The 19,318-nt window shown below is 71.6% G+C and carries 18 protein-coding genes and 1 riboswitch; of the genes, 13 read left to right on the top strand and 5 right to left on the bottom strand.

The annotated features are described in order from the left end of the window. Positions 1–60 precede the first annotated feature (60 nt). Positions 61–1,287, top strand: a complete 1,227-nt coding sequence (locus tag ACHBTE_RS10605; protein ID WP_394723375.1) for a cytochrome P450 — start codon at positions 61–63, stop codon at positions 1,285–1,287. A 37-nt stretch (positions 1,288–1,324) separates the two neighbouring features. Here the strand turns inward: ACHBTE_RS10605 and ACHBTE_RS10600 are convergent, their stop codons facing one another. Then, positions 1,325–2,818, bottom strand: a complete 1,494-nt coding sequence (locus ACHBTE_RS10600) for an NlpC/P60 family protein (protein ID WP_394723374.1) — start codon at positions 2,816–2,818, stop codon at positions 1,325–1,327. Between the two features lie 8 nt (positions 2,819–2,826). Then, positions 2,827–3,000, bottom strand: a riboswitch (cyclic di-AMP (ydaO/yuaA leader). Positions 3,001–3,338: 338 nt separating this feature from the next. Here ACHBTE_RS10600 and paaA point away from each other — a divergent pair. The 5 genes from paaA to paaE are packed head-to-tail and all read left to right on the top strand — an operon-like array spanning position 3,339 to position 7,096. Continuing rightward, on the top strand, positions 3,339–4,316 hold the full coding sequence (paaA, locus tag ACHBTE_RS10595; RefSeq protein ID WP_394723373.1) for a 1,2-phenylacetyl-CoA epoxidase subunit PaaA: 978 nt from the start codon (positions 3,339–3,341) through the stop codon (positions 4,314–4,316). Further along, positions 4,313–4,630, top strand: coding sequence for a 1,2-phenylacetyl-CoA epoxidase subunit PaaB (gene paaB, locus ACHBTE_RS10590; protein ID WP_394723372.1), 318 nt, complete (start codon positions 4,313–4,315; stop codon positions 4,628–4,630). Before paaA ends, paaB begins: the two co-directional genes overlap by 4 nt. Before the next feature lie 10 nt (positions 4,631–4,640). Next, on the top strand, positions 4,641–5,468 hold the full coding sequence (gene paaC, locus ACHBTE_RS10585) for a 1,2-phenylacetyl-CoA epoxidase subunit PaaC (protein WP_394723371.1): 828 nt from the start codon (positions 4,641–4,643) through the stop codon (positions 5,466–5,468). Further along, the gene (gene paaD, locus ACHBTE_RS10580; protein WP_394723370.1) at positions 5,462–5,980 is read left to right on the top strand and encodes a 1,2-phenylacetyl-CoA epoxidase subunit PaaD; all 519 of its coding nucleotides are present in this window, start codon (positions 5,462–5,464) and stop codon (positions 5,978–5,980) included. Before paaC ends, paaD begins: the two co-directional genes overlap by 7 nt. Beyond that, complete coding sequence (gene paaE, locus ACHBTE_RS10575; protein ID WP_394723369.1) at positions 5,981–7,096, top strand: 1,2-phenylacetyl-CoA epoxidase subunit PaaE; 1,116 nt, start codon at positions 5,981–5,983, stop codon at positions 7,094–7,096. Positions 7,097–7,216: 120 nt separating this feature from the next. Here the strand turns inward: paaE and ACHBTE_RS10570 are convergent, their stop codons facing one another. Beyond that, entirely contained in the window at positions 7,217–9,388 is a 2,172-nt protein-coding gene (locus ACHBTE_RS10570; protein WP_394723368.1) for a TerD family protein, read from the bottom strand. Positions 9,389–9,555: 167 nt separating this feature from the next. On the opposite strand from ACHBTE_RS10570, the gene ACHBTE_RS10565 reads away from it, so the two are divergent. After that, positions 9,556–10,509 carry a Dyp-type peroxidase gene (locus ACHBTE_RS10565; RefSeq protein WP_394723367.1) on the top strand — a complete coding sequence of 318 codons (954 nt, stop codon included), beginning with the start codon at positions 9,556–9,558 and terminating at the stop codon, positions 10,507–10,509. Positions 10,510–10,627: 118 nt separating this feature from the next. Here ACHBTE_RS10565 and ACHBTE_RS10560 read toward each other — a convergent pair whose 3' ends face one another. Then, positions 10,628–11,020: a DUF5997 family protein gene (locus ACHBTE_RS10560; RefSeq protein WP_394723366.1), complete on the bottom strand. Its 393-nt coding sequence runs from the start codon at positions 11,018–11,020 to the stop codon at positions 10,628–10,630. Positions 11,021–11,182: 162 nt separating this feature from the next. Between ACHBTE_RS10560 and ACHBTE_RS10555 the strand changes: the two genes are divergently transcribed. From ACHBTE_RS10555 to ACHBTE_RS10545, 3 genes are all read left to right on the top strand, one after another. Then, positions 11,183–11,941: a GntR family transcriptional regulator gene (locus ACHBTE_RS10555; RefSeq protein WP_394723365.1), complete on the top strand. Its 759-nt coding sequence runs from the start codon at positions 11,183–11,185 to the stop codon at positions 11,939–11,941. 64 nt (positions 11,942–12,005) lie between these two features. Next, complete coding sequence (locus tag ACHBTE_RS10550; protein WP_394723364.1) at positions 12,006–13,289, top strand: MFS transporter; 1,284 nt, start codon at positions 12,006–12,008, stop codon at positions 13,287–13,289. A 128-nt stretch (positions 13,290–13,417) separates the two neighbouring features. Then, the gene (locus ACHBTE_RS10545; RefSeq protein WP_394723363.1) at positions 13,418–14,176 is read left to right on the top strand and encodes a LysR family transcriptional regulator substrate-binding protein; all 759 of its coding nucleotides are present in this window, start codon (positions 13,418–13,420) and stop codon (positions 14,174–14,176) included. Between the two features lie 88 nt (positions 14,177–14,264). Here the strand turns inward: ACHBTE_RS10545 and ACHBTE_RS10540 are convergent, their stop codons facing one another. Together ACHBTE_RS10540 and ACHBTE_RS10535 are read right to left on the bottom strand one after the other, a co-directional pair. Then, entirely contained in the window at positions 14,265–14,960 is a 696-nt protein-coding gene (locus tag ACHBTE_RS10540; RefSeq protein WP_394723362.1) for an HAD family hydrolase, read from the bottom strand. 19 nt (positions 14,961–14,979) lie between these two features. Continuing rightward, a complete protein-coding gene (locus ACHBTE_RS10535) occupies positions 14,980–15,459 on the bottom strand; it encodes an Lrp/AsnC family transcriptional regulator (RefSeq protein WP_394723361.1) in 480 nt (159 codons plus the stop codon). A 209-nt stretch (positions 15,460–15,668) separates the two neighbouring features. On the opposite strand from ACHBTE_RS10535, the gene ACHBTE_RS10530 reads away from it, so the two are divergent. From ACHBTE_RS10530 to ACHBTE_RS10520, 3 genes are all read left to right on the top strand, one after another. After that, entirely contained in the window at positions 15,669–17,195 is a 1,527-nt protein-coding gene (locus ACHBTE_RS10530; RefSeq protein WP_394723360.1) for an FUSC family protein, read from the top strand. 128 nt (positions 17,196–17,323) lie between these two features. Continuing rightward, positions 17,324–18,052 carry an SDR family oxidoreductase gene (locus tag ACHBTE_RS10525; protein ID WP_394723358.1) on the top strand — a complete coding sequence of 243 codons (729 nt, stop codon included), beginning with the start codon at positions 17,324–17,326 and terminating at the stop codon, positions 18,050–18,052. 148 nt (positions 18,053–18,200) lie between these two features. After that, positions 18,201–19,316 (top strand): lactonase family protein, encoded by a 1,116-nt coding sequence (locus ACHBTE_RS10520; RefSeq protein WP_394723357.1) that lies wholly within the window; start codon positions 18,201–18,203, stop codon positions 19,314–19,316. Positions 19,317–19,318 lie beyond the last annotated feature (2 nt).

Below are 19,318 nucleotides of genomic sequence, written 5' to 3'. Positions count from 1 at the left end.
ATGTGTTCGAAGTACCTCCTCGGGGGCGGACGCAGGCAACAGTGCAACGGGAGGCACGGGATGACCACGCGGCGGACCATCGCGCCGGAAGACCTCGACACGCTGGACCTGGCCGATGCACGGCTGCACGCCGAGCACGATCTGTCCGCCGTATGGCGCCACTTGAGGGAGCATCAGCCGGTCCACCGCAACCCGGCCACCGACACCGCCCCCGGATTCTGGGTGGTGACCCGGCACGCCGACGTCACCGCCGTCTACCGGGACAGCGCACGCTTCACCTCCGAGGGCGGCAATTTCCTGGAGACCCTCCTCGCCGGCGGCGACTCCGCGGCCGGCCGGATGCTCCCCACCACCGACGGCGCCAAGCACACCGGGCTGCGCCGGGTGCTGATGTCCGCGTTCTCGCCCCGGGCGCTGGAGCCGATCGTGGCGAGCGTGCGGCGCACGGTCGACCGGCTGCTGCGCGACGCGCTGGACAAGGGCACGTGCGACTTCGCCGCCGACGTGGCAGCCGGTGTCCCGCTCGCCGCCATCTGCGATCTGCTGGGCGTACCCGACGGCGACCGGGCCCATGTACTGAGCCTGACCTCCTCGGCACTCGGCTCGCACGACGCCGACAGTACGCCGCTGGACGCGTGGATCGCCAAGAACGAGATCCTGCTCTACTTCGCGGGACTCGCCCGCGACCGGCGTGACAGCCCCCACGCGGACGTCATCGCGCTGCTCGCGGGCAGCGAGGTGGGCGGGCTGCCGCTCGACGACGACGAGATCATGCTCAACTGCTACAGCCTGATCCTCGGCGGCGACGAGACCGCCCGCCTGTCCATGGTGGGCGCCGCCCTCGCCCTGCTGGAACACCCCGGGCAATGGCAGGCCCTCAAGCGGGGCGACGCCGCGATCGACACCGCCGTCGAGGAGATCCTGCGCTGGACGACCCCCGCCCTGCACGCCGGCCGCACCGCGACGACCGACACCGAGATCGCCGGCCGGCCGATCGCTGCCGGGGACCTCGTCACCGTCTGGAACGCCTCCGCCAACCGCGACGAACGGATCTTCGACGCGCCTGGTGAGCTGCGCCTGGACCGCACCCCCAACAAACACGTCACCTTCGCCTACGGCCCCCACTTCTGCCTCGGCGCCTACCTGGCCAGAGCGGAGATCGGCGCCGTACTGGCCGGGTTGCGGGACCTGGTGGCCCAGATGGAGCAGACCGGCCCCGCCAAGCCCGTCTACTCCAACTTCCTCAGCGGCCTCGGCACCCTGCCGCTCGCGCTGAAGGCCGCCTGAACGCCCGATCTTCCTCGGCCCGCCCGGCTCAGGCGGATCAGACCGGTCGTACGATGCTGTGGATCGCCGACTCACCGGCGTAGTGGATCGACTCCTCACGGATGACCGATCCGGGGCCGGGGGCGTGGATCATCATGCCGTCACCGGAGTAGATGCCGACGTGGGCCGAGTGGAAGAGGACCAGGTCACCGGGCTCGGCGGCGGTGACGGCGATGCCTCGTCCCGCGGTCGCCTGCTCCTGCGGGCTGCGGGGGAGTGTGATCCCCGCCGACCTCCAGGCGGCCCTGGTCAGACCGGCAGCGTCGTACGCGTCCGGCCCGGTGGTGCCCCAGACACAGGGCTTGCCCAGTTGGGCTCGGGCGAAGTCGAGGGCTCGGGTCGCTCGGGTGTCCTCGGGAGCGGGTGTCAGGGCCGGTGCGGGTGCGGGGTCTGACGCTGGGGTGGAGGCCCAGGATTCGGGTGCGGGGGCGACGGCCCCGTCGCCGGGGGCGTCGCCCGGGTTCTGTGCCGTGCTCCATGTACCGGTGTCCGGGGCCTGTGGGGTGGTCCACGTGTCGTCGGCGACCGGTGCGGATGTGGTGGTGTCCCATGTGCCGGTGGGGAGGGCTGGTGTGGTGTCCCATGTGCCGGTGGGCAGGGCTGGTGTGGTGTCCCATGTGCCGGTGGGCAGGGCTGGTGTCGCCCCCCATGTGTCCTCGGGCGGGGCCGGCGTGGTGCCCCATGTGTCCTCGGGCAGGGATGGGGCGACGGCCCGTGTGTCCATGGGCAGCGCCGGGACGGAGTCCCAGGTGTCCGTCGTCGATATCGGTGCCGTCAGCGGATCCAGCTCCGCCGGTGCTGTGACCTGCTGCGTCGTGTACGCGGACAGCAGGGCGCGGGCACGCTCGATCTTGCGCTGGTTCTGTTCCTTGGACGCCTTCAGTGTGGACTGCTGGCTCTCGGCCGCCGGGGCGGGCAGGGCCGGCGCGGCGATGGGGCCCGCCGTCAACTCCGCGATCGGCGCCGCGGGCAGCTCCAGGGCAGGGCGGCCGGGCGAGGGCAGTGCGAGGTCGGTGAGGTCCGGCGCCGTGCGCTCGGCCGGGCGGGCCGACCGGGTCCCCCTCGGACGGTCCGGCGTCCTGTCGCCCGTCAGGGCCGCCGCGACCGTGGGACCCAACTTCGCGCGGGCGGCCTCGAACCACTGCCGGGCGACGCTGTCGACCGCGGGAGCGCCGCGCCCGCTCTCGGCGTCCCGAGCCGAGGCGCCCGGCCTGTGTCCGGCGTCGGCCGGCCGGTCGGCGCGCGCCCGAGGTCCCTTCGCCGCCGCGCGCGTGGCGTTGTAGGTGCCCGTGTCGGACTCGGCCTGGTCGTACAGGGAGCTGACCCGTCGGCTCACCTCCTCGCGACTCGGTGCCTCGTCGCCGGGGGAAGCCGCGGCGTTGGCCGTCTGACCGAGCAGGGCCACAGAGGTGAGGGCCGCCGATGCGAGTGCGGAATTGCGCTTGCCGGGCAGGCTCAAAGCCCCCGGACGCGCGGTGCGTTCCGGCGCCATGGGCGACGTACTCCTTCCGTGCTCCGCCTACCGGGTCAGCTGACGGGTTCGGGCGGCGGTTTCCGGAAGGTGTGCCCTACGGCCCTGCCCCGAAGGGGAGTTGGGCCGATTCACCACAAGCTCGGTTGGGTCCCCGGCTCCAGCGGCCCATCTGGACGCACCGGACTCGGCGGAGGGCGCACGTCCCGGCGGGGTTCGCCGGAGATCTTCGTGCGGCCTGAGCCGTAACCTAACGAACTTGTGTGCCTCACGTGAAGATTGACGTGTGAAATGTCCGATACGTTTTTGTGACCTTCGACGCCGGCGGTGCGTGGACCACCGGTTTCGCTGCGCGCTGCTTCGGTTCCGCCACGGATCGTAGTGATCGCCGCGGATCGTAGTGATCGAGGGCCGCTCCGCTCGATCGGGCGGTAGGTGATGCCGTGCGGGCCGGTTTCGCGCCCTCGAAGGGTCTTGCTCCGCCGACGGAAACCAGTCACACTGGATACCGAACGAATGGTCGGTTGGGAAGCGGGATTCGATGACGACTGCACACTCCGCCGAGGCGCCCCCCGAGGAGCCGCTCCAGCAGCACTTCGACGCGACGATCTCGCGCGACCAGCGCATCGAGCCGCGCGACTGGATGCCCGAGGGCTACCGCAGGACGCTGATCAGGCAGATCGCTCAGCACGCCCACTCGGAGATCATCGGCATGCAACCCGAGGGTGAGTGGATCACCAAGGCGCCGTCCCTGCGCCGCAAGGCGATCCTGTTCGCCAAGGTCCAGGACGAGGCAGGCCACGGCCTCTATCTGTACTCGGCGGCGGAGACCCTGGGCACCGACCGCGCGGAGCTGACGAACCGCCTCGTCGAGGGCCGCCAGAAGTACTCGTCGATCTTCAACTACCCGACGCTGAGCTTCGCCGACGTCGGCGTGATCGGCTGGTTCGTGGACGGCGCCGCGATCTGCAACCAGGTGCCGCTGTGCCGCAGCTCCTACGGGCCGTACGCGCGCGCGATGGTGCGGATCTGCAAGGAGGAGTCCTTCCACCAGCGACAGGGCTACGAACTGCTGATGACGATGATGCGCGGCACCGACGCCCAGCGCGAGATGGTGCAGGACGCCGTGAACCGCTGGTGGTGGCCCTCGCTGATGATGTTCGGCCCGCCCGACGACGCCTCGCCCAACTCCGCGCAGTCGATGGCCTGGAAGATCAAGCGGCACAGCAACGACGAACTGCGTCAGCGCTTCGTCGACATGACCGTCCCGCAGGCCGAGAAGCTCGGCGTCACCCTGCCCGACCCCGAACTGCGCTGGAACGCCGAGCGTGGCCACCACGACTTCGGCACCCCCGACTGGGACGAGCTGATGCGGGTCATCAAGGGCGACGGCCCGTGCAACGCCCAGCGGATGGACCGGCGCAGAAGCGCCCACGAAGAAGGCGCCTGGGTGCGGGAGGCGGCCACCGCCCACGCGGCCAAGCAGGCCGCCCGCGCGACGAAGGGAGCGGTGGCATGACCTCCGAGAAGCCGTCCGAGAAGCCGTCCGAGAAGCGGGACTGGCCGCTGTACGAGGTGTTCGTACGCGGCAAGCGCGGACTCAACCACGTCCATGTGGGCTCGCTGCACGCCGCCGACGACCGGATGGCGCTCACCCACGCGCGCGACGTGTACACCCGGCGCAACGAGGGCGTCTCGATCTGGGTGGTGCGCTCCGAACACATCTCCGCCTCGACCCGCGACGAGAAGGACCCGTTCTTCGCGCCGAGCGCCGACAAGGTGTACCGCCACCCGACCTTCTACGACATCCCCGACGACGTCCCGCACATCTGAAGGAGAGGGCATGAGTGACGACCACGTCTATCTGACCCTCGCCGAGGGACACGAGGACGACACCCGCTGGGCCTACGGCACCGGCTTCGAGGACCCGCTGCACGGCGTCGACACCACCGTCCCCGACGGCATCGACTCCGGTGAACTCGCCTCCCTCTGCGTGGCGTTGGCCGACGACGCGCTGGTCTCGGCACAGCGCCTGGGCGAGTGGGTCACCCGCGCCCCCGAGCTGGAGGAGGAGGTGGCGCTGGCCAACATCGGCCTCGACCTCCTCGGCCAGGCCCGGCTGCTCTACTCACGCGCGGGCCAGGTCGACGGCACCGGCCGCGACGAGGACGCCTACGCCTACTTCCGCGACGTCGGCGACTTCCGCAATGTACGCCTGGCCGAACTGCCCAACGGGGACTTCGCGTTCTCGATCGTGCGGCTGCTGGTGCTGTCCAGCTGGCGCCTCGCGCACTTCGAGCGACTGGCGGCACACCAGGACCCCGTGCTCGCGGCGATCGCCGCGAAGGGCGTCAAGGAGCTGAGCTACCACCGGCAGTACGCCGCCGAGTGGACGGTCCGCCTGGGCGACGGCACGGACGAGTCGCACCGCCGGACGCGCAAGGCACTGGAGCAGGTCGCCCCGTACGTCGGCGAGTTGTTCACCGCCCACGACGTACGGGACGAGGTCGTCGCGGTGCTCAAGCAGGTCACCGAGGCGGCCGGGCTGCCCATGCCCGTCTACCGGCCGCTGCCCGGCACCGGACGCCAGGGCGAGCACACCGAGCATCTGGCGCCCCTGCTGGCCGAGTTGCAGGGCGTGGCCCGCGCCCACCCGGAGGCGACATGGTGACCGTGACCACCCTGTCCGACACCCGGCGAGCCCGGCACATCGCCGCACAGGTACCGGACCCCGAGCTGCCCATGCTGACCCTGGCCGACCTGGGCGTCCTGCGGGACGTCGAGACCACCGCGGACGGCACGGTCGTCGCCAGCCTCACCCCGACCTACTCGGGCTGCCCCGCCATGGCCGAGATGCGCGCGGACGTCGCGGCGCGGCTGCGTGCCGCCGGGTACGCGCGCGTGGAGATCCGCACGGTCCTCGACCCGCCGTGGACCAGCGACTGGATCACCGCCGACGGCCGCCGCAAGCTCGCCGAGCACGGCATCGCCCCGCCCGGCCCCGCGCCCCGCGGCGACGGCCCGGTCCCGCTGGTGCTGTCTCCGACCCGGCACGCGGTGTCCTGCCCGCGCTGCGGCTCCGCGGACACCGAGGAGACCTCCCGCTTCGCCGCCACCTCCTGCAAGGCGCTGTGGCGCTGCCGCGCCTGCCGTGAGCCGTTCGAGTACGTCAAGGAGATCTGAATGGAAGGCCTCAGGGAAGCACAGACGGCCGCCGCGGCCCGCCCGCGCACCCGCCGCCGTCCGGCCTTCCACACCCTGAGCATCGCGGCCGTGACGCCGCTGTGCGCGGACGCGGTCGCCGTGAGCTTCGACATCCCGGCGGAGCTGGCCGAGGAGTTCGCGTTCGAGCCCGGCCAGTCGCTGACCCTGCGGCGCGAGATCGACGGGCGGGACGAGCGCCGGTCGTACTCGATCTGCTCGCCCGCCGGGTCGAGCCCGCGCATCGGTGTGCGGGTCGTGCCCGGCGGAGTCTTCTCGTCGTGGCTCGTCAGCGAGGTGCGTCCCGGCGACATGGTCGAGGTGATGGGCCCGACCGGCGGCTTCACCCCCGACCTCGGCACCCCCGGCCACCATGTGCTGATCGCCGCGGGCTCCGGCATCACACCCATGATGTCCATCGCCGAGTCCGTGCTGGCCGCCGACTCCCGCTCCACCGTCACCCTCTTCTACGGCAACCGCCGTACCGACACGGTGATGTTCGCCGACGAGCTCGCCGACCTGAAGGACCTCTACCCGAGCCGCTTCCAGGTCGCCCATGTGCTCTCGCGCGAGCCGCGCGAGGCCGAGGTGCTCTCGGGCCGTATCGACGCCGACCGGCTCGCGACGCTCATCGACGCGCTGGTCGACGTGCGCACCGCGGACCACTGGTGGCTGTGCGGTCCGCACGGCATGGTCAGGGACGCGCAGCACGTGCTGGACGGCCTCGGCGTCCCCGAGGAGCGGGTGCATCAGGAGCTGTTCTACGCCGACGACGAACCCGTACGGGAGACCCGTCACGAGGAGAGCGGCCCGCAAGGACCCGTCAGCCAGGTCACCATCACCCTCGACGGACGCTCCACCACGGCCGCCCTGCCCAGGGAGCGGACCATCCTCGACGGCGCCCAACGCACCCGCCCCGACCTGCCGTTCGCCTGCAAGGGCGGCGTCTGCGGCACCTGCCGGGCCCTGGTCACCGACGGCAAGGCGGACATGCGGCGGAACTTCGCGCTGGAGACGGCCGAGGTGGACGCCGGCTATGTGCTGACCTGCCAGTCGTACCCGGTCTCGGAGACGCTCACGGTGGACTACGACAGCTGAGCCGGCCCACCCGCGCGGAAGCACGAGAAAGCATTGAGTGGCGAGGAAAGCGAAAGGACTAGATTCAAGGAGTGTGAGAAGGAAGCCCCTTCATGGCCTCGCCACGGCCGACTCTAACAGTCACGCGGGGATCAGGTCGCGCAGATTTTCGGGAGTGAAGACCCGCGACCGAGGATGCAGCCCCTCCGGTCGCTGGAGACCGATGTAGGTGACCGGCTCCTGCGGAACCGTCTTCCTGTCCCACAGGGTCATCGCCGTACCGCCGTCCGTCATCAGCTCGGCGAGGTAGCGGACCGTGAGCTGCTCGCGCTCGACGATGCCGCGCAGCAGCGTCGCCACCGAAACCCGGTTGCCCTCCACGCGGTTGGCCGAAGGGGTGCCCCTGAGGTACAGGTGCAGCCACTTGGCCTGCCACCGCCCGTCTGCCCCGCGCCTGAACGCCAGCGGCAGGGCCACCCGCCCCGGGCCGCGCAGCTCCGACTTCATCCGCACGGTACGCGGCTCGAAGGGCCGCCCCTGCTGCTCGCCCTCCCGCAGCATGAACCCGAAGAACGACTCCTCCACTTCCTCGAAGCCCTCGCCGGAGAAGAGGTTGACCTGCGGCACGACGAAGGTGCCGCGCACGGCGCCCAGGCGCAGGTTGATGAACTCCGAGGCTCCGGCGGGCGCTTCGGTGATGTCACCCGAGTGCTCGCCGTCGACGGCGCTGAGCTGGGTGTACGACAGCCAGGACACGGTCTGGTAATCGGCGTCCAGCATCAGCGCCGACAGGTCGTAGTCCGTGTCGTGGCTCTTCTGCTTCCAGTACACGAAGAAGCGCAGCAGCTCGCCGTCGACCGGCGACACCGAGCCGCGCGGCAGCACCCCGAGACCCGAGGAGACCGCCTTGCCGCTCAGCGGCAGCGCGACGTCGAGGACGTCCGGGTCGATCAGCAGCCGACCGGGAGCCGGGAGCCGGCGGCGCAGCTCCGCGTCGAGCGCGGCCACCAAGCGGTCCCGCTCGGCCGCCGGCACCGGCGGGCGGTCGTCCTCCATGACCCAGGCGCGGCCGAGCCGGTTCACGAAGACACGGCGCTCACCGGTGTCCTCGGCCCGGTTGTGCAGATGTTCCCGCACCGACAGCACGACCCGCCCGGCGACGTGCGGGACGACCTCCTCGGCGGCGGCCACGACCGCGTCCCGTTCCTCCTGGGTCAGGGCCATGCGCAGCAGCCGGTCCAGGGAGCGGAACAGCTTGCCGGGCGCGGACCTCAGCAGCTTCACCGCGCCCGTGACGTCGTGCATGCCGAGCAGCTCCTCGACCAGGCTGTCGAAGGAGCGGGCCTGCTTCTCGCCCCGGGCGACCGCGAACACCTCGGCGGCGTGTGGCCACTGCGGGTACTCGTGCGGGTGCAGACGCTCACCGAGCCGCTTGAAGTCCTCGCGGTGCGCATGGACGTCCGCGAGCTTGGCGGGCGCCGCCGCCACCACCGAGTCGAGGCCCGCCAGCAGAGCACGGCGAACCGGCCGGGAGAGCCCGCGAAAACGTGTCGGCTCCAGCAGAGTGACATCGCCGTCCGACAACGCGCAGGCCAGCCGCAGTACATCGGTCACGGTGTCCAGCAACAGCTCCGAACCGGCCCGCAGACGAGCCCGGTTGACCATCGCGCGGTTCTCCCGGATCGGGATCTCCGCCGGCTGCTGCCCGTCCACGCACGCCTCGGCGAGCGCCTCGAGATCACGCAGGGTGTCCTCGCCGAGCGGTGTGCTGCTGCCGGCCAACGCCACATACAGCGCGGCGACTTCGGCTTCCGCGTCACCGCCGAGATGCAGCACCGTCATCCGGTCGCCCGCCGCCGCGAGCAACTCCTCGTGATGGCCGAGCATCTCGGCGTACGTGTGCTGGTAGCGGCCGTACGACGGAAGGGTGAGCAGGTCGACGACGCCGGTGCTCAACTGGTCCAGCACGCCCGGCCGGGCCTCGTCGTCGACGAGGGCCTCGGCGATGCAGCGCATCCAGAAGTCGTACGTGTCCGGCACGTTGGCCGGGAAGTCGACGAAGTACGCGTTGTGCCGCACATGGTCCCCGACCGTCTCGCGGACCGTGCCCAGCGTCCGGGTCGCCGTGTCCACGACCGTGCCCTCGGACAGCCCCGACAGATGGGCCAGCAGCTCCGCCGAGAGCTTGAAGCCCACGGACAGCAGCGCGGCGTCGAACTGCCGTGCCGCGACCGCGCCTTCACCGGCGGGCCCGGTGGGCGAGGGGAGGCGGTGGGTGTGCCGGACGACCAGGGGTTCGAGAGGGTGGACCATGCCGGGATGATCCCAGAGCGGGACGAGTGGACGCATGCGGATTTTCGGCTCCCGAGCGGACGTTCCTCACCGGTCGCACACGCCGGATGTGCGGAAATTCGGCGGGTATCGTTCGCGGTTCGGCCGGGCATCGTTAGTTGGCGGGGTTCGAGGGTGAGAGGGGAACCATGCCGTCGTCGTCGATACGGCCGGTCGATGCACAGCCACAGCCAGTGCTCGGTCCACCGGCACCTGTAGCCGTCTTCCTGGTGGTCACGATAGAGCCGGGCGGCGAACCCGCCGTGCGCGACCTGCTGTCCGGGCTCACGGGCCTCGTACGAGCCGTCGGGTTCCCGAGTCCCGACGGCGGCCTGTGCTGTGTCGCCGGAGTGGGATCCGAAGCCTGGGACCGGCTGTTCGGCGCTCCGCGTCCCCGGGAGCTGCATCCGTTCCGCGAGCTGGAAGGGGCACGGCACCGTGCCGTGTCGACCCCCGGCGACCTGCTCTTCCACATCCGTGCCGCCCGCACCGACCTCTGCTTCGCCCTGGTCGCCGAGATCATGAAGCGGCTGCGCGAGGCGGTCACCGTCCAGGACGAGGTCCAGGCCTTCGCCTACTTCGACTCCCGCAACCTCCTCGGCTTCGTCGACGGCACCGAGAACCCGGTCGGCCAGGCGGCGGCCGAGGCGGCGATCGTCGGACCCGAGGACCCGGGCTTCACGGGCGGCAGTTACGCCATCGTCCAGAAGTACGTGCATGACGTGGACGCCTGGGAGGCCCTCGCCGTAGAGGCCCAGGAGAAGGTGATCGGCCGCTCCAAGCTGACCAACATCGAGCTGGACATGCCCGGTTCCCACAAGGACGTGAACACCGTCCTCGGCCCGGACGGGGAGGAACTGGAGATCCTGCGCGGCGCCATGCCGTTCGGCAGGCCCGGACACGGCGAGTTCGGTACGTACTTCATCGCCTACGCCCGGAGCCCCGAGACCCCGGAGGCCATGATGCGCAAGATGTTCCTGGGCGGCCCCGAGTCCGAGCCCGATCCGATCCTGGACTACTCCCAGGCGGTGACCGGAACCCTCTTCTTCGTCCCCTCGGCCACGTTCCTCGACGCGCTTCCGGAACGGTCCGCCACCCACTGAACCGCCACTGACTGAACCGCCACTGACTGAACCGATACTCACTGCACCGAAACGACGGCGGCCCCGCCGGGAGCACGAGCACGCTCATGCGTCCCGACGGGGCCGACCGGGGACCGGCTCAGGAGCTCCGGTCCGAGCGCTGCGCGTCCCGCTCCTTGAGGCGGGCCGCCTCCTTGCGGACCTCGGCCTGAGTGGCGCGCTCCTTCTGCAACCACTCGGGCTGCTCCGCCTTGAGCGCCTCGATCTGCTCGGTGGTGAGCGCTTCCGTGACGCCGCCGCGGGCCAGACCCGCGATGGACACGCCCAGCTTCTGGGCGACGACCGGCCGGGGGTGCGGGCCGTCGCGCCGCAGCTCCAGCAGCCACTGCGGGGGGTCGGCCTGGAGCGCGTTCAGCTCGGCACGGGAGACCACGCCCTCACGGAACTCGGCGGGGGTGGCCTCGAGGTACACACCCAGCTTCTTCGCCGCGGTCGCGGGCTTCATCGTCTGGGTGTTCTGGTGCGACGTCATGTGGTCCAGGGTAACGACCGCGCGCAGCCGCACGGCGTCTGCCCTGCTGAGGCGTGTGCCGAGCGTATTGCTGCTGCAGTAGCTCTCACCCGGTGAAGTAGCTTTCCCACGCTGCCCGAGAACAGCAGCCGCCGCCCGGCCCGACCACCCGGAGGACCAACCATGCCCCGAGAGGCGCCGTACCTCGCCGTGGCCGATGTGCTGCGCGCGCGGATTCTCGCGGGTGAGTGGGAGATCGGTGGGCGCCTGCCGTCCCGGGCCCGGCTCGCCCAGGAGTACGCGGTGGGGCGCAACGTCGTGCAGAGGGCGGTGGACCGGCTGATCGTCGACGGTCTCCTCGAGGGCCGGGCGGGCTCGGGCACGTACGTGCGTGTTCCGCGCGAGCGGCTGCGGCTGGTCCGCTCGCGGCACCGGGATCGCCGAGGTGGCCCTTTCCTCCGTGCCGAGGCGCGGGAGCCGGGCAGGGCGGATGCCTGGGACGCGCACAGCCAGGTACGCGTCGCCGCCCCGGAGGAGATCGCGGAGCGGCTGGACATCCGCCCCGGAGACCTCTGCGTCAGGACGCACTACGAGTTCCTCGCCGGCGGACACCCCGTTCAACTCTCCGACTCCTGGGAGCCGATGGCCCTTACGGAGGGGACACCGGTCGTGCTGCCCGAGAGGGGACCACTGGCCGGGAAGGGCGTCGTCGAGCGGATGCGCCGCATCGGCGTCGTCGTCGAAACCGTCGTCGAGGTGCCCCGCCCGGGGCGTGCCGACCGGGCCGAGGCCAATCTGCTGGGGATCGGCCCGGGGGATCTGGTGCTCCGTATCGAGCGGACCATCTACGACACCGACGGACGTCCGGTGGAAACCGCCGACATGGTCGTTCCGGACGCGCGTCGGGAAGTGGTCTACGAATTCGGCGTCGACCGGCCGTAGCGGTTTGCATTCAAACGCAAGCATTCAAACGCGAGCACTTCCCATTTCGGCAGAGGAGATCTGCATGCCCAAAACCTCACGGCTGGGACTTCTGGCGGACCGGGACTTCGGAAGGCTGTTCGCCGCCACCGCACTGGGACAGACCGGCGACCGCATCATTTTCCTGGCGCTGCCCCTGGTCGCGATCGTGGCCCTACGCGCGGACGAATTACAGGTCGGGCTGCTGGCCGCGATGACCACGGCCGGTTCTCTCCTGGTCGGGCTGCCGGCCGGCGCATGGGTGGACCGCATGCGCAAAAGGTCGGTGCTGATCACCACGGATCTGGTGCGCGCGGTGATCCTCCTGACGGTTCCGATCGCCTGGTGGGCCGGCCTCCTCACCATCTGGTGGCTCTATCTGGTCGCCCTGGCCCATGGAGTGCTGACGGTCTTCTTCGATGTCGCGTTCGTCAGTTATCTGCCGCATCTGGTGGGACGCGGGCATCTCGTGGAGGGAAATTCCAAGCTCTCGGCGATCCGCTCGGTGACGAGTATCGGCGGGCCGACGGCGGCAGGCCCGCTGGTCGGCCTGGTGGGAGCCCCGGCCACCCTGCTGGCGAGTTCCGCGGGAATGGCCGTCTCGGGACTTCTGGCGATCACGATCCGCAAACGGGAACCGAAACCCGAACCGGTCGGACGGCCCCGGCTGGGGCGGGAGATCAGGGAGGGATTGAAGTTCGTACTCCGGCACCCCGCCCTGCGCGCCATCATGCTGGGGGACGCGATATTCAATTTCTTCCTGGTGATGTACCAAACGATGCTGCTGGTCTTTCTGGAGCGCGAGATGGGCCTGACGTCGTTCGGTATCGGCCTCGTCCTGTCGGCGATGGGCTGCGGCGCCCTGCTGGGCGCCCTGTCGGCCACCGCGGTGTCGAAACGGGTCGGGCAGGGCCGTGTCATCTGGCTCGCCTCCCTGGCCACCTGCCCGTTGACCGCCTTGATGCCGCTGGCGCGACCGGGGTGGAGCGTGTACGGGGCCGCAGTCGGGCTCGCGGGCCTGTCCCTGGGCGGAGTCGTCCGCGTGGTGGCGCAGTCGAGCCTCCAGCAGGCGCTGACGCCGGACCGGCTGCTGGGCCGGATGAGCGCCACGGCCCGCTTCGTGTCGTGGGGCGGCGTCCCCCTCGGTGGGCTCCTGGGCGGGGTGTCGGGATCCCTCTTCGGCGCCGCGGGGACCCTTTGGGCCGGTGCGGCCGGAATGACCCTGAGCGTCCTCCCCGCCTTCCTGTCACCGCTGCGCGCTCTGCGCGCCCTGCCCAGCGCGGCCATGGCGGACGCGGCCACGGCCACGGCCGGTAGCCTGGCCAGGTGACAGGCTCGGAAGTACCCCCCTCGTCCCCGGAAGCAGCTCCTTCGCCCCCCGAAGCGGCCCAGTCGGCGCCCGCGACCGCTTCGGACCCGGCGGCGCCGGCGTCCTTCCGGCTCGCATACGTCCCGGGGGTGACCCCCTCGAAGTGGGTGCGGATCTGGGACGAGCGCTATCCCGACGTCCCCCTCACCCTCCTCCCGGCGACCGCGGCCGAGGCGCCGGAGCTGCTGCGGGCCGGTGACGCGGACGCCGGATTCGTACGGCTGCCGGTCGACCGTACGGTCTTCAGCGCGATCCCCCTCTATACCGAGACCACGGTCGTCGTCGTCCCCAAGGACCACATCGTGGCGGCGGTCGACGAGGTGACCGTCGAGGACCTCGCCGACGAGGTCGTCTTCCACCCCCTCGACGACGTCCTCGGCTGGGAACGGCCCCCAGGGCAACCCGCCTTCGAGCGCCCCGCGACCACCGCGGACGCCGTCGAGCTCGTCGCGGCAGGGGTCGGCCTGCTGGTCGTGCCGCAGTCCCTGGCGAGGCTGCACCACCGCAAGGACCTCACCTACCGGACGCTCGTCGACGCCCCCCAGTCGAGCATCGCCCTGTCCTGGCCGCAGGACGCGACCACCGACCCGGTCGAGGACTTCATCGGCGTCGTCCGCGGCCGTACCGTCAACAGCACCCGGGGCCGCACCCCGCCCCAGCCCTCGGCCACGACGGAGAAGGAGCAGTCGAAGCGCAAGCGGCCCGAGGGCGGCGGCAGCCCGCGCCGCCAGAGCGGCACCGGTCAGGGCCGGCACGGTGGCTCCGGCGGCGGGCGAGGAGCTCAGCCGGGGCGGGGCGCCAAGGGCACGAAGGGCGCACGGCGAGGCAAGCCCCGGCGCCGGTCGTAGGGACCGGAAGGGCGGAGCACAGTGCGTCGCACGACCGCCCTCCCGTCGCCTCGGCGCCCGGTCGCCCCGCCCTCAGCCGTGCCCGGCGTCAGCGGGCCGCCGTCGACCCCACGAGCCAGTCGTACGCACGCCGAGCCGTGAAGTCCGGCTGGCCACCGGGCAGCAGCAGGCCCGCCGACGCGAACTCCGGGGCGTCCGCCTGGGCCGGCACGTACGGAACCGCGATGCATCGCATCCCGGCCGCATGCGCGGCGGCGGCACCCGGGGCCGCGTCCTCCACGACCACACAGTCACCCGGCGCCGCGCCGAGCCGACGGGCCGCCTCCAGGAACACGTCGGGCGCCGGCTTGCCCCGCTCCACCTCGTCCGCCGAGACGACGGTGCGCAGATGATCGTCCAGGCCCGTGCCGGCCAGGATGGCGGCGATCGCCTCGCGCGACGAACCCGACGCCACGGCCATCGGGACGCCCTGCGCCGCCAGCAGCTCCACGAACTCGCGCATCTGCGGGTACGCGCGCGTGGCGGCGCGGGCGAGTTCCAGATAGCGGCGGTTCTTGGCGGCGAGCAGCTCCTCGACCGAGGCCCGCAGACCGTACTCCCGCTTCCAGATCGTCACCGTCTCCAGCGTGCTGATGCCCACGTAGCGCTCATGGTCCTCCCAGGTGAAACCGGGGAACCCGTGCTCGGCGAGGATCTGTCGGCCGGCTTCGAAATAGTTGGGCTCGCTGTCCACGAGCGTGCCGTCGAGATCGAAGATGACCGAGATACCGCTGAGACCGCTCATGGCCCCAGCATGTCAAAGCTCAGGTGCGGGCCGCCGCCCGACCGATCGACTCCACCAGCGGCAGCAGCCGGTACGCGACGCGCTCGCGCAGAGCCACCTCGGTGCGGGTGCGGACCACGCCGGGCAGGCTGATCAGCTTCTGGATCACGTCCTCCAGATGCGCGTTGTCACGGGCCACCACCCGGGTCAGCAGATCCCCGCCGCCCGTGATCGAGAACGTCTCGACGATCTCCGGTACGGCGGCCAGCGCGTCACCCACGTCGTCGAGGTGGCCCTGGGTGACCTCGATGTGCACGAAGGCCAGCACGGGATGGCCGAGGGCGGCGGGGGAGAGCGTCGGCCCCGTGCCGGTGATCACGCCGTCCCGCTCCAGCCGGTCCAGCCTGGCCTGAAGGGTGCCGCGCGCGACGCCGAGGAGACGGGCGTACTCCCGCACGCTCGTGCGGGGCTGCTCCAGCAGCAGCCGCAGGATGCGGGTGTCGAGCTCGTCCACGGCCATGTCGTCCGGCTCCTCGTCCGTTGGCCCTCCCGTGACCACCCTGGAGGGGTCGAGGCTGTACCAATGGCCCAGTCTAGACGGAGCCACTTGAGCCAGTGGCGGTAGGGATGGTGATATGGAGGCGTCGATGGCGCTGCGGACCCCGCGGCGCCTTTTTCATGTCGGTTTCCAGCCAGGGCGCGGCCAGGGCACGAAGGGGGCGGTAAGCGGTGCTGAAGAGGGTGTTCATGGCTCCGGATCCGGGACGGGCGCGGCTGAGGTTCGCCACCCGGGCCGTCCTCGGCATCGGCGCGGCCGTCGTCGTCAGCGGCCTGGCCGGACACTCCCTCGTGGGCGCCGTCACCGGCGGGCTCGCCGCGCTGCTCGCCCTGTTCACCGTCACCGACGCCACCGTCCGCGCACAGGCGGTCACCACCGCCCTGCTGCCGCTCGTCGGCCTCCCCGTCCTCGCGGCGGCGGCCGAGCTGCACGACCACCCGGTCGCCCGCGACCTCACCTTCCTCGCCGTCGTCGGCGCCGGCGTGTACGCCCGCCGCTGGGGGCCCCGCGGACACAGTCTCGGCGTGTTCGCGTTCATGACCTTCTTCGTGGCGCAGTTCTTGCACGCGACCCCCGGACAGCTCCCCGAGCTCTACGCCGCCCTCCTGCTCTCGCTGCTCACCGCCGCCGTGGTGCGCTTCGGGCTGTGGTGCTACGAGCGCCACACACCCCCGGCCCCCGTACAACCGGCACCCCCGGGCGGCAGCGGCCTGGCCCGCGTCACCACCCGCCAGGCGATCCAGGCCACCGCGGGCGCGGGCTTCGCCCTCGTGGTGGGCCAGCTGGTGTCCGGGCAGCGCTGGTACTGGGCCGTCGGCGCCACCTGGTGGATCTTCGTCAACACCACCTCGCGCGGCGAGACCCTGGTGCGCGGCTTCCGCCGGGTCCTCGGCACGGTGATCGGCATCGGACTCGGTCTGCTCGTCGCCGTACCCCTGCACGGAGCGGTGCTCCCGTCGGCCGCACTCCTCGCCGTCTGTGTCTTCGGCATCTTCTACACGGCCGCCGTCTCCTACACCTGGATGATGCTCTGCGTCACGGTCCTCGCCGAGCTCCTCTACGGCCTGCTGGGCGTCCTCGACCCCGCCCTGCTGGCGCTGCGGCTCGCCGAGACCGGTGTCGGGGCCCTCGGCGCCGTCCTGGCCGTGCTGCTCGTCCTGCCCGTCACCACCCATGCCGTCACCGACGCCTGGATCCAGCGGGCCCTGCGCTGCGTCCAGGCCGCCACCGCCGAGGCCGCCGCCCGGCTGGCCGGTGACGAGCGCGCCGACCCGGCCTCGCGCGTGGCCGAACTCGAACAGCTGCTCGGCCGGGTACGGCTCTCCGTCGCGCCGCTCGTGCACCCGCTGAACCCGGTGCCGGCCCGCAAGCGGCGTGCCCGCCGGGTGCTGGCCCTGCTCGACGACTGCGCCCGGGAGATCCGCGGCCTCGTCGCCGTCGCCGCCGACCCGGTGGCCTCGCACGACGCCCGCCTCGCCGCCGCGTGCTGGCGCGTCGAGGCAGCCGTCGAGGCGCTCACCGGCGGCACGGGCGGCGAGGGCGGCAAGGACGGCACGGGGGTCGCCACCCCCACGGCCCAGCCGACGGCATCGAACCCCGCCCTGACCCATCTGCACGGTCTGGAGCGAGCCCTGGCCGAACTGGCCCAGCCGCTGCGCTCACCGACCGGTGCACGGCTGGTCGGCGTAGGAGAGTGAACGCCGGTCCGGGCCCGGCGCCCTGACCGGCCGGTCACCGAGTCGGCGGCGTCACCGCTCGCCGGGACGGCGTCGTTCGCCGATGGTGGGGGAGTGCCCCCGGACGCACCTCCACCGAAAGGCGTGCCATGAAGTTCGCAGTCATCGGCGGTACCGGACTGATCGGTTCGCAGGTCGTGCGCAACCTGAACGCTGTCGGGCACGAGGCCGTCCCGCACGCGCAGTCCACCGGAGTCGACGTGATCAGCGGAGAGGGCCTCGACGCGGCGGTCGCGGGCGCCGATGTCGTCGTCGACCTGACGAACTCGCCCACCTTCGACGAGGCGTCCCCGGCGTTCTTCCGGAACTCGATGGACAACCTCCTCGCCGCGGCTGCCGAGGCCGGCGTCGGCCACTTCGTCATCCTCTCGATCGTCGGCGTGGACAAGGTCCCCGAGCTGGACTACTACCGGGCCAAGACACTCCAGGAGAATCTTCTCGCGGCCGGGCCGGTCCCGTACTCGATCGTCCGGGCGACGCAGTTCATGGAGTTCGTCGACGCCGTCCTGTCCTGGACCGCGGACGGCGACACCGTCCGCCTGCCCGCCACCCCGATCCAGCCGATCGCCGCCAAGGACGTGGCCGCCGCCGTGACGCAGGTCGCCGTGGGCACGCCGCTGCGCGGCATCCGCAACGTCGCCGGCCCCGAGATCCTCCCCCTCGACGAGCTGGGCCGGATCACCCTCGCCCACAAGGGCGACCGGCGCACCGTCGTCACCGATCCCACCGCTGGCATGTTCGCCGCCGTCCGGGGCGACGTCCTCACCGACAAGGAAGCCCACCTCGCCCCGACCCGCTACACCGACTGGCTCTCCTGATCGACTCGCCCTTTCCGCGCGGGAGCCGCCCGCGGGTGTGTCCCGAAGGGCGCGCCATGCGGAACTCCCTTTGCGCCACTTGGTCTAGACCGATGGCCGTTCACTGCTACCGTCACCGCCGACGGCATCCGACCGGAAGGGGACAGCGGTGGCATACGTCGGCAGGCGGGGCAGGCGGGCCTACATCGGATCGTTCACGGCGGCCGGTGGGCGGGGCATCACCACGGCTCGCGTGACCCCGGGCAGTGGCGCGCTGACCGTGCTCGGCAGCGTGGCCGAGGTGCCCGACCCCGCGTATCTGACCCTGTCGCCCGGCGGCGACACGCTCTACGCGGTCAGCGAGACGGCCGAGGGCGCGGTGGCCGCGTACCGCGTGGTCGGCGACACCCCGGAGCTCACCGGGCCGCCGGTCGCGGTGGATGGCAGCGGCCCCGTGCACCTCAGCCTGTTCGCCGGCCACGTCCTCACCGCCAACTACGGCTCCGGCAGTGTCACCGCCGTCGCCGTCCGCCCCGACGGCACCCTCGCCGACGCCCCCACGGCGGTCCTGCGGCACACCGGCTCCGGCCCGCACACACCCCGCCAGCAGGGCCCGCACGCCCATCAGGTGCTGCCCACCCCCTGCGGGCGCTGGGCCGTCGGCGTCGACCTCGGCACCGACTCGGTGCGCGTCTACACGCCGGTCGACGGCACCTTCGAAGTGCACCGCGAGATCGCCCTGCGCCCCGGCTCGGGCCCCCGCCACCTGGCCTTCCATCCCACCGCGGGATACGCCTACGTCCTCAACGAACTCACGCCCACGGTCACCGTCTGCCACTGGGACGCCGAGGACGGCACGCTCAAGCCGCTGACCGAGACCCGGGTACTGCCGGGTGCACCGGCCGGCGACGCCTACCCCTCGGGGATCGTCGCCTCACCCGACGGCCGCTTCCTGTGGACGGCGACCCGCGGTGAGGACGTGCTGTCGACGTTCACCGTCGCCGGCGAGGAACTGCGGCTGACCGGCACCGTGACCTGCGCCGGACACTGGCCTCGAGCGATCACCGAGGCGGAGGGGATCCTGTACGTCGCCAACGAGCGCTCCGGTGACGTGTCCTGGTTCGCCCTGGACCCCGACACGGGGCTCCCGCTCTATGAGGGCTCCATCGAGATGCCCGCCGCGTCCTGCGTGCTCATCGGCCCGGAACCGGACCCGGAATCCGGTTCCGGACCCGGTTCCGGACCCGGTTATGGACACGCATCGGGTCCGATCCGACCTGCCTGAGG

The organism is Streptomyces sp. M41, assembly GCF_043673425.1.
Lineage (GTDB): Bacteria > Actinomycetota > Actinomycetes > Streptomycetales > Streptomycetaceae > Streptomyces.
The sequence above is the reverse complement of the archived record's forward strand: the minus strand, read 5'-3'. Positions and strand labels throughout refer to the sequence as shown.

Bases quoted from the DNA above. Each gene is read 5' to 3' on its own strand.
- paaE (WP_394723369.1), top strand. From the start codon at position 5,981: ATGGAAGGCCTCAGGGAAGCACAGACGGCCGCCGCGGCCCGCCCGCGC.
- ACHBTE_RS10565 (WP_394723367.1), top strand. From the start codon at position 9,556: ATGCCGTCGTCGTCGATACGGCCGGTCGATGCACAGCCACAGCCAGTG.
- ACHBTE_RS10535 (WP_394723361.1), bottom strand. From the start codon at position 15,459: ATGGCCGTGGACGAGCTCGACACCCGCATCCTGCGGCTGCTGCTGGAG.
- ACHBTE_RS10605 (WP_394723375.1), top strand. From the start codon at position 61: ATGACCACGCGGCGGACCATCGCGCCGGAAGACCTCGACACGCTGGAC.
- ACHBTE_RS10600 (WP_394723374.1), bottom strand. From the start codon at position 2,818: ATGGCGCCGGAACGCACCGCGCGTCCGGGGGCTTTGAGCCTGCCCGGC.
- ACHBTE_RS10525 (WP_394723358.1), top strand. From the start codon at position 17,324: ATGAAGTTCGCAGTCATCGGCGGTACCGGACTGATCGGTTCGCAGGTC.
- ACHBTE_RS10550 (WP_394723364.1), top strand. From the start codon at position 12,006: ATGCCCAAAACCTCACGGCTGGGACTTCTGGCGGACCGGGACTTCGGA.
- paaC (WP_394723371.1), top strand. From the start codon at position 4,641: ATGAGTGACGACCACGTCTATCTGACCCTCGCCGAGGGACACGAGGAC.
- paaA (WP_394723373.1), top strand. From the start codon at position 3,339: ATGACGACTGCACACTCCGCCGAGGCGCCCCCCGAGGAGCCGCTCCAG.
- paaB (WP_394723372.1), top strand. From the start codon at position 4,313: ATGACCTCCGAGAAGCCGTCCGAGAAGCCGTCCGAGAAGCGGGACTGG.
- ACHBTE_RS10570 (WP_394723368.1), bottom strand. From the start codon at position 9,388: ATGGTCCACCCTCTCGAACCCCTGGTCGTCCGGCACACCCACCGCCTC.
- paaD (WP_394723370.1), top strand. From the start codon at position 5,462: ATGGTGACCGTGACCACCCTGTCCGACACCCGGCGAGCCCGGCACATC.
- ACHBTE_RS10560 (WP_394723366.1), bottom strand. From the start codon at position 11,020: ATGACGTCGCACCAGAACACCCAGACGATGAAGCCCGCGACCGCGGCG.
- ACHBTE_RS10540 (WP_394723362.1), bottom strand. From the start codon at position 14,960: ATGAGCGGTCTCAGCGGTATCTCGGTCATCTTCGATCTCGACGGCACG.
- ACHBTE_RS10555 (WP_394723365.1), top strand. From the start codon at position 11,183: ATGCCCCGAGAGGCGCCGTACCTCGCCGTGGCCGATGTGCTGCGCGCG.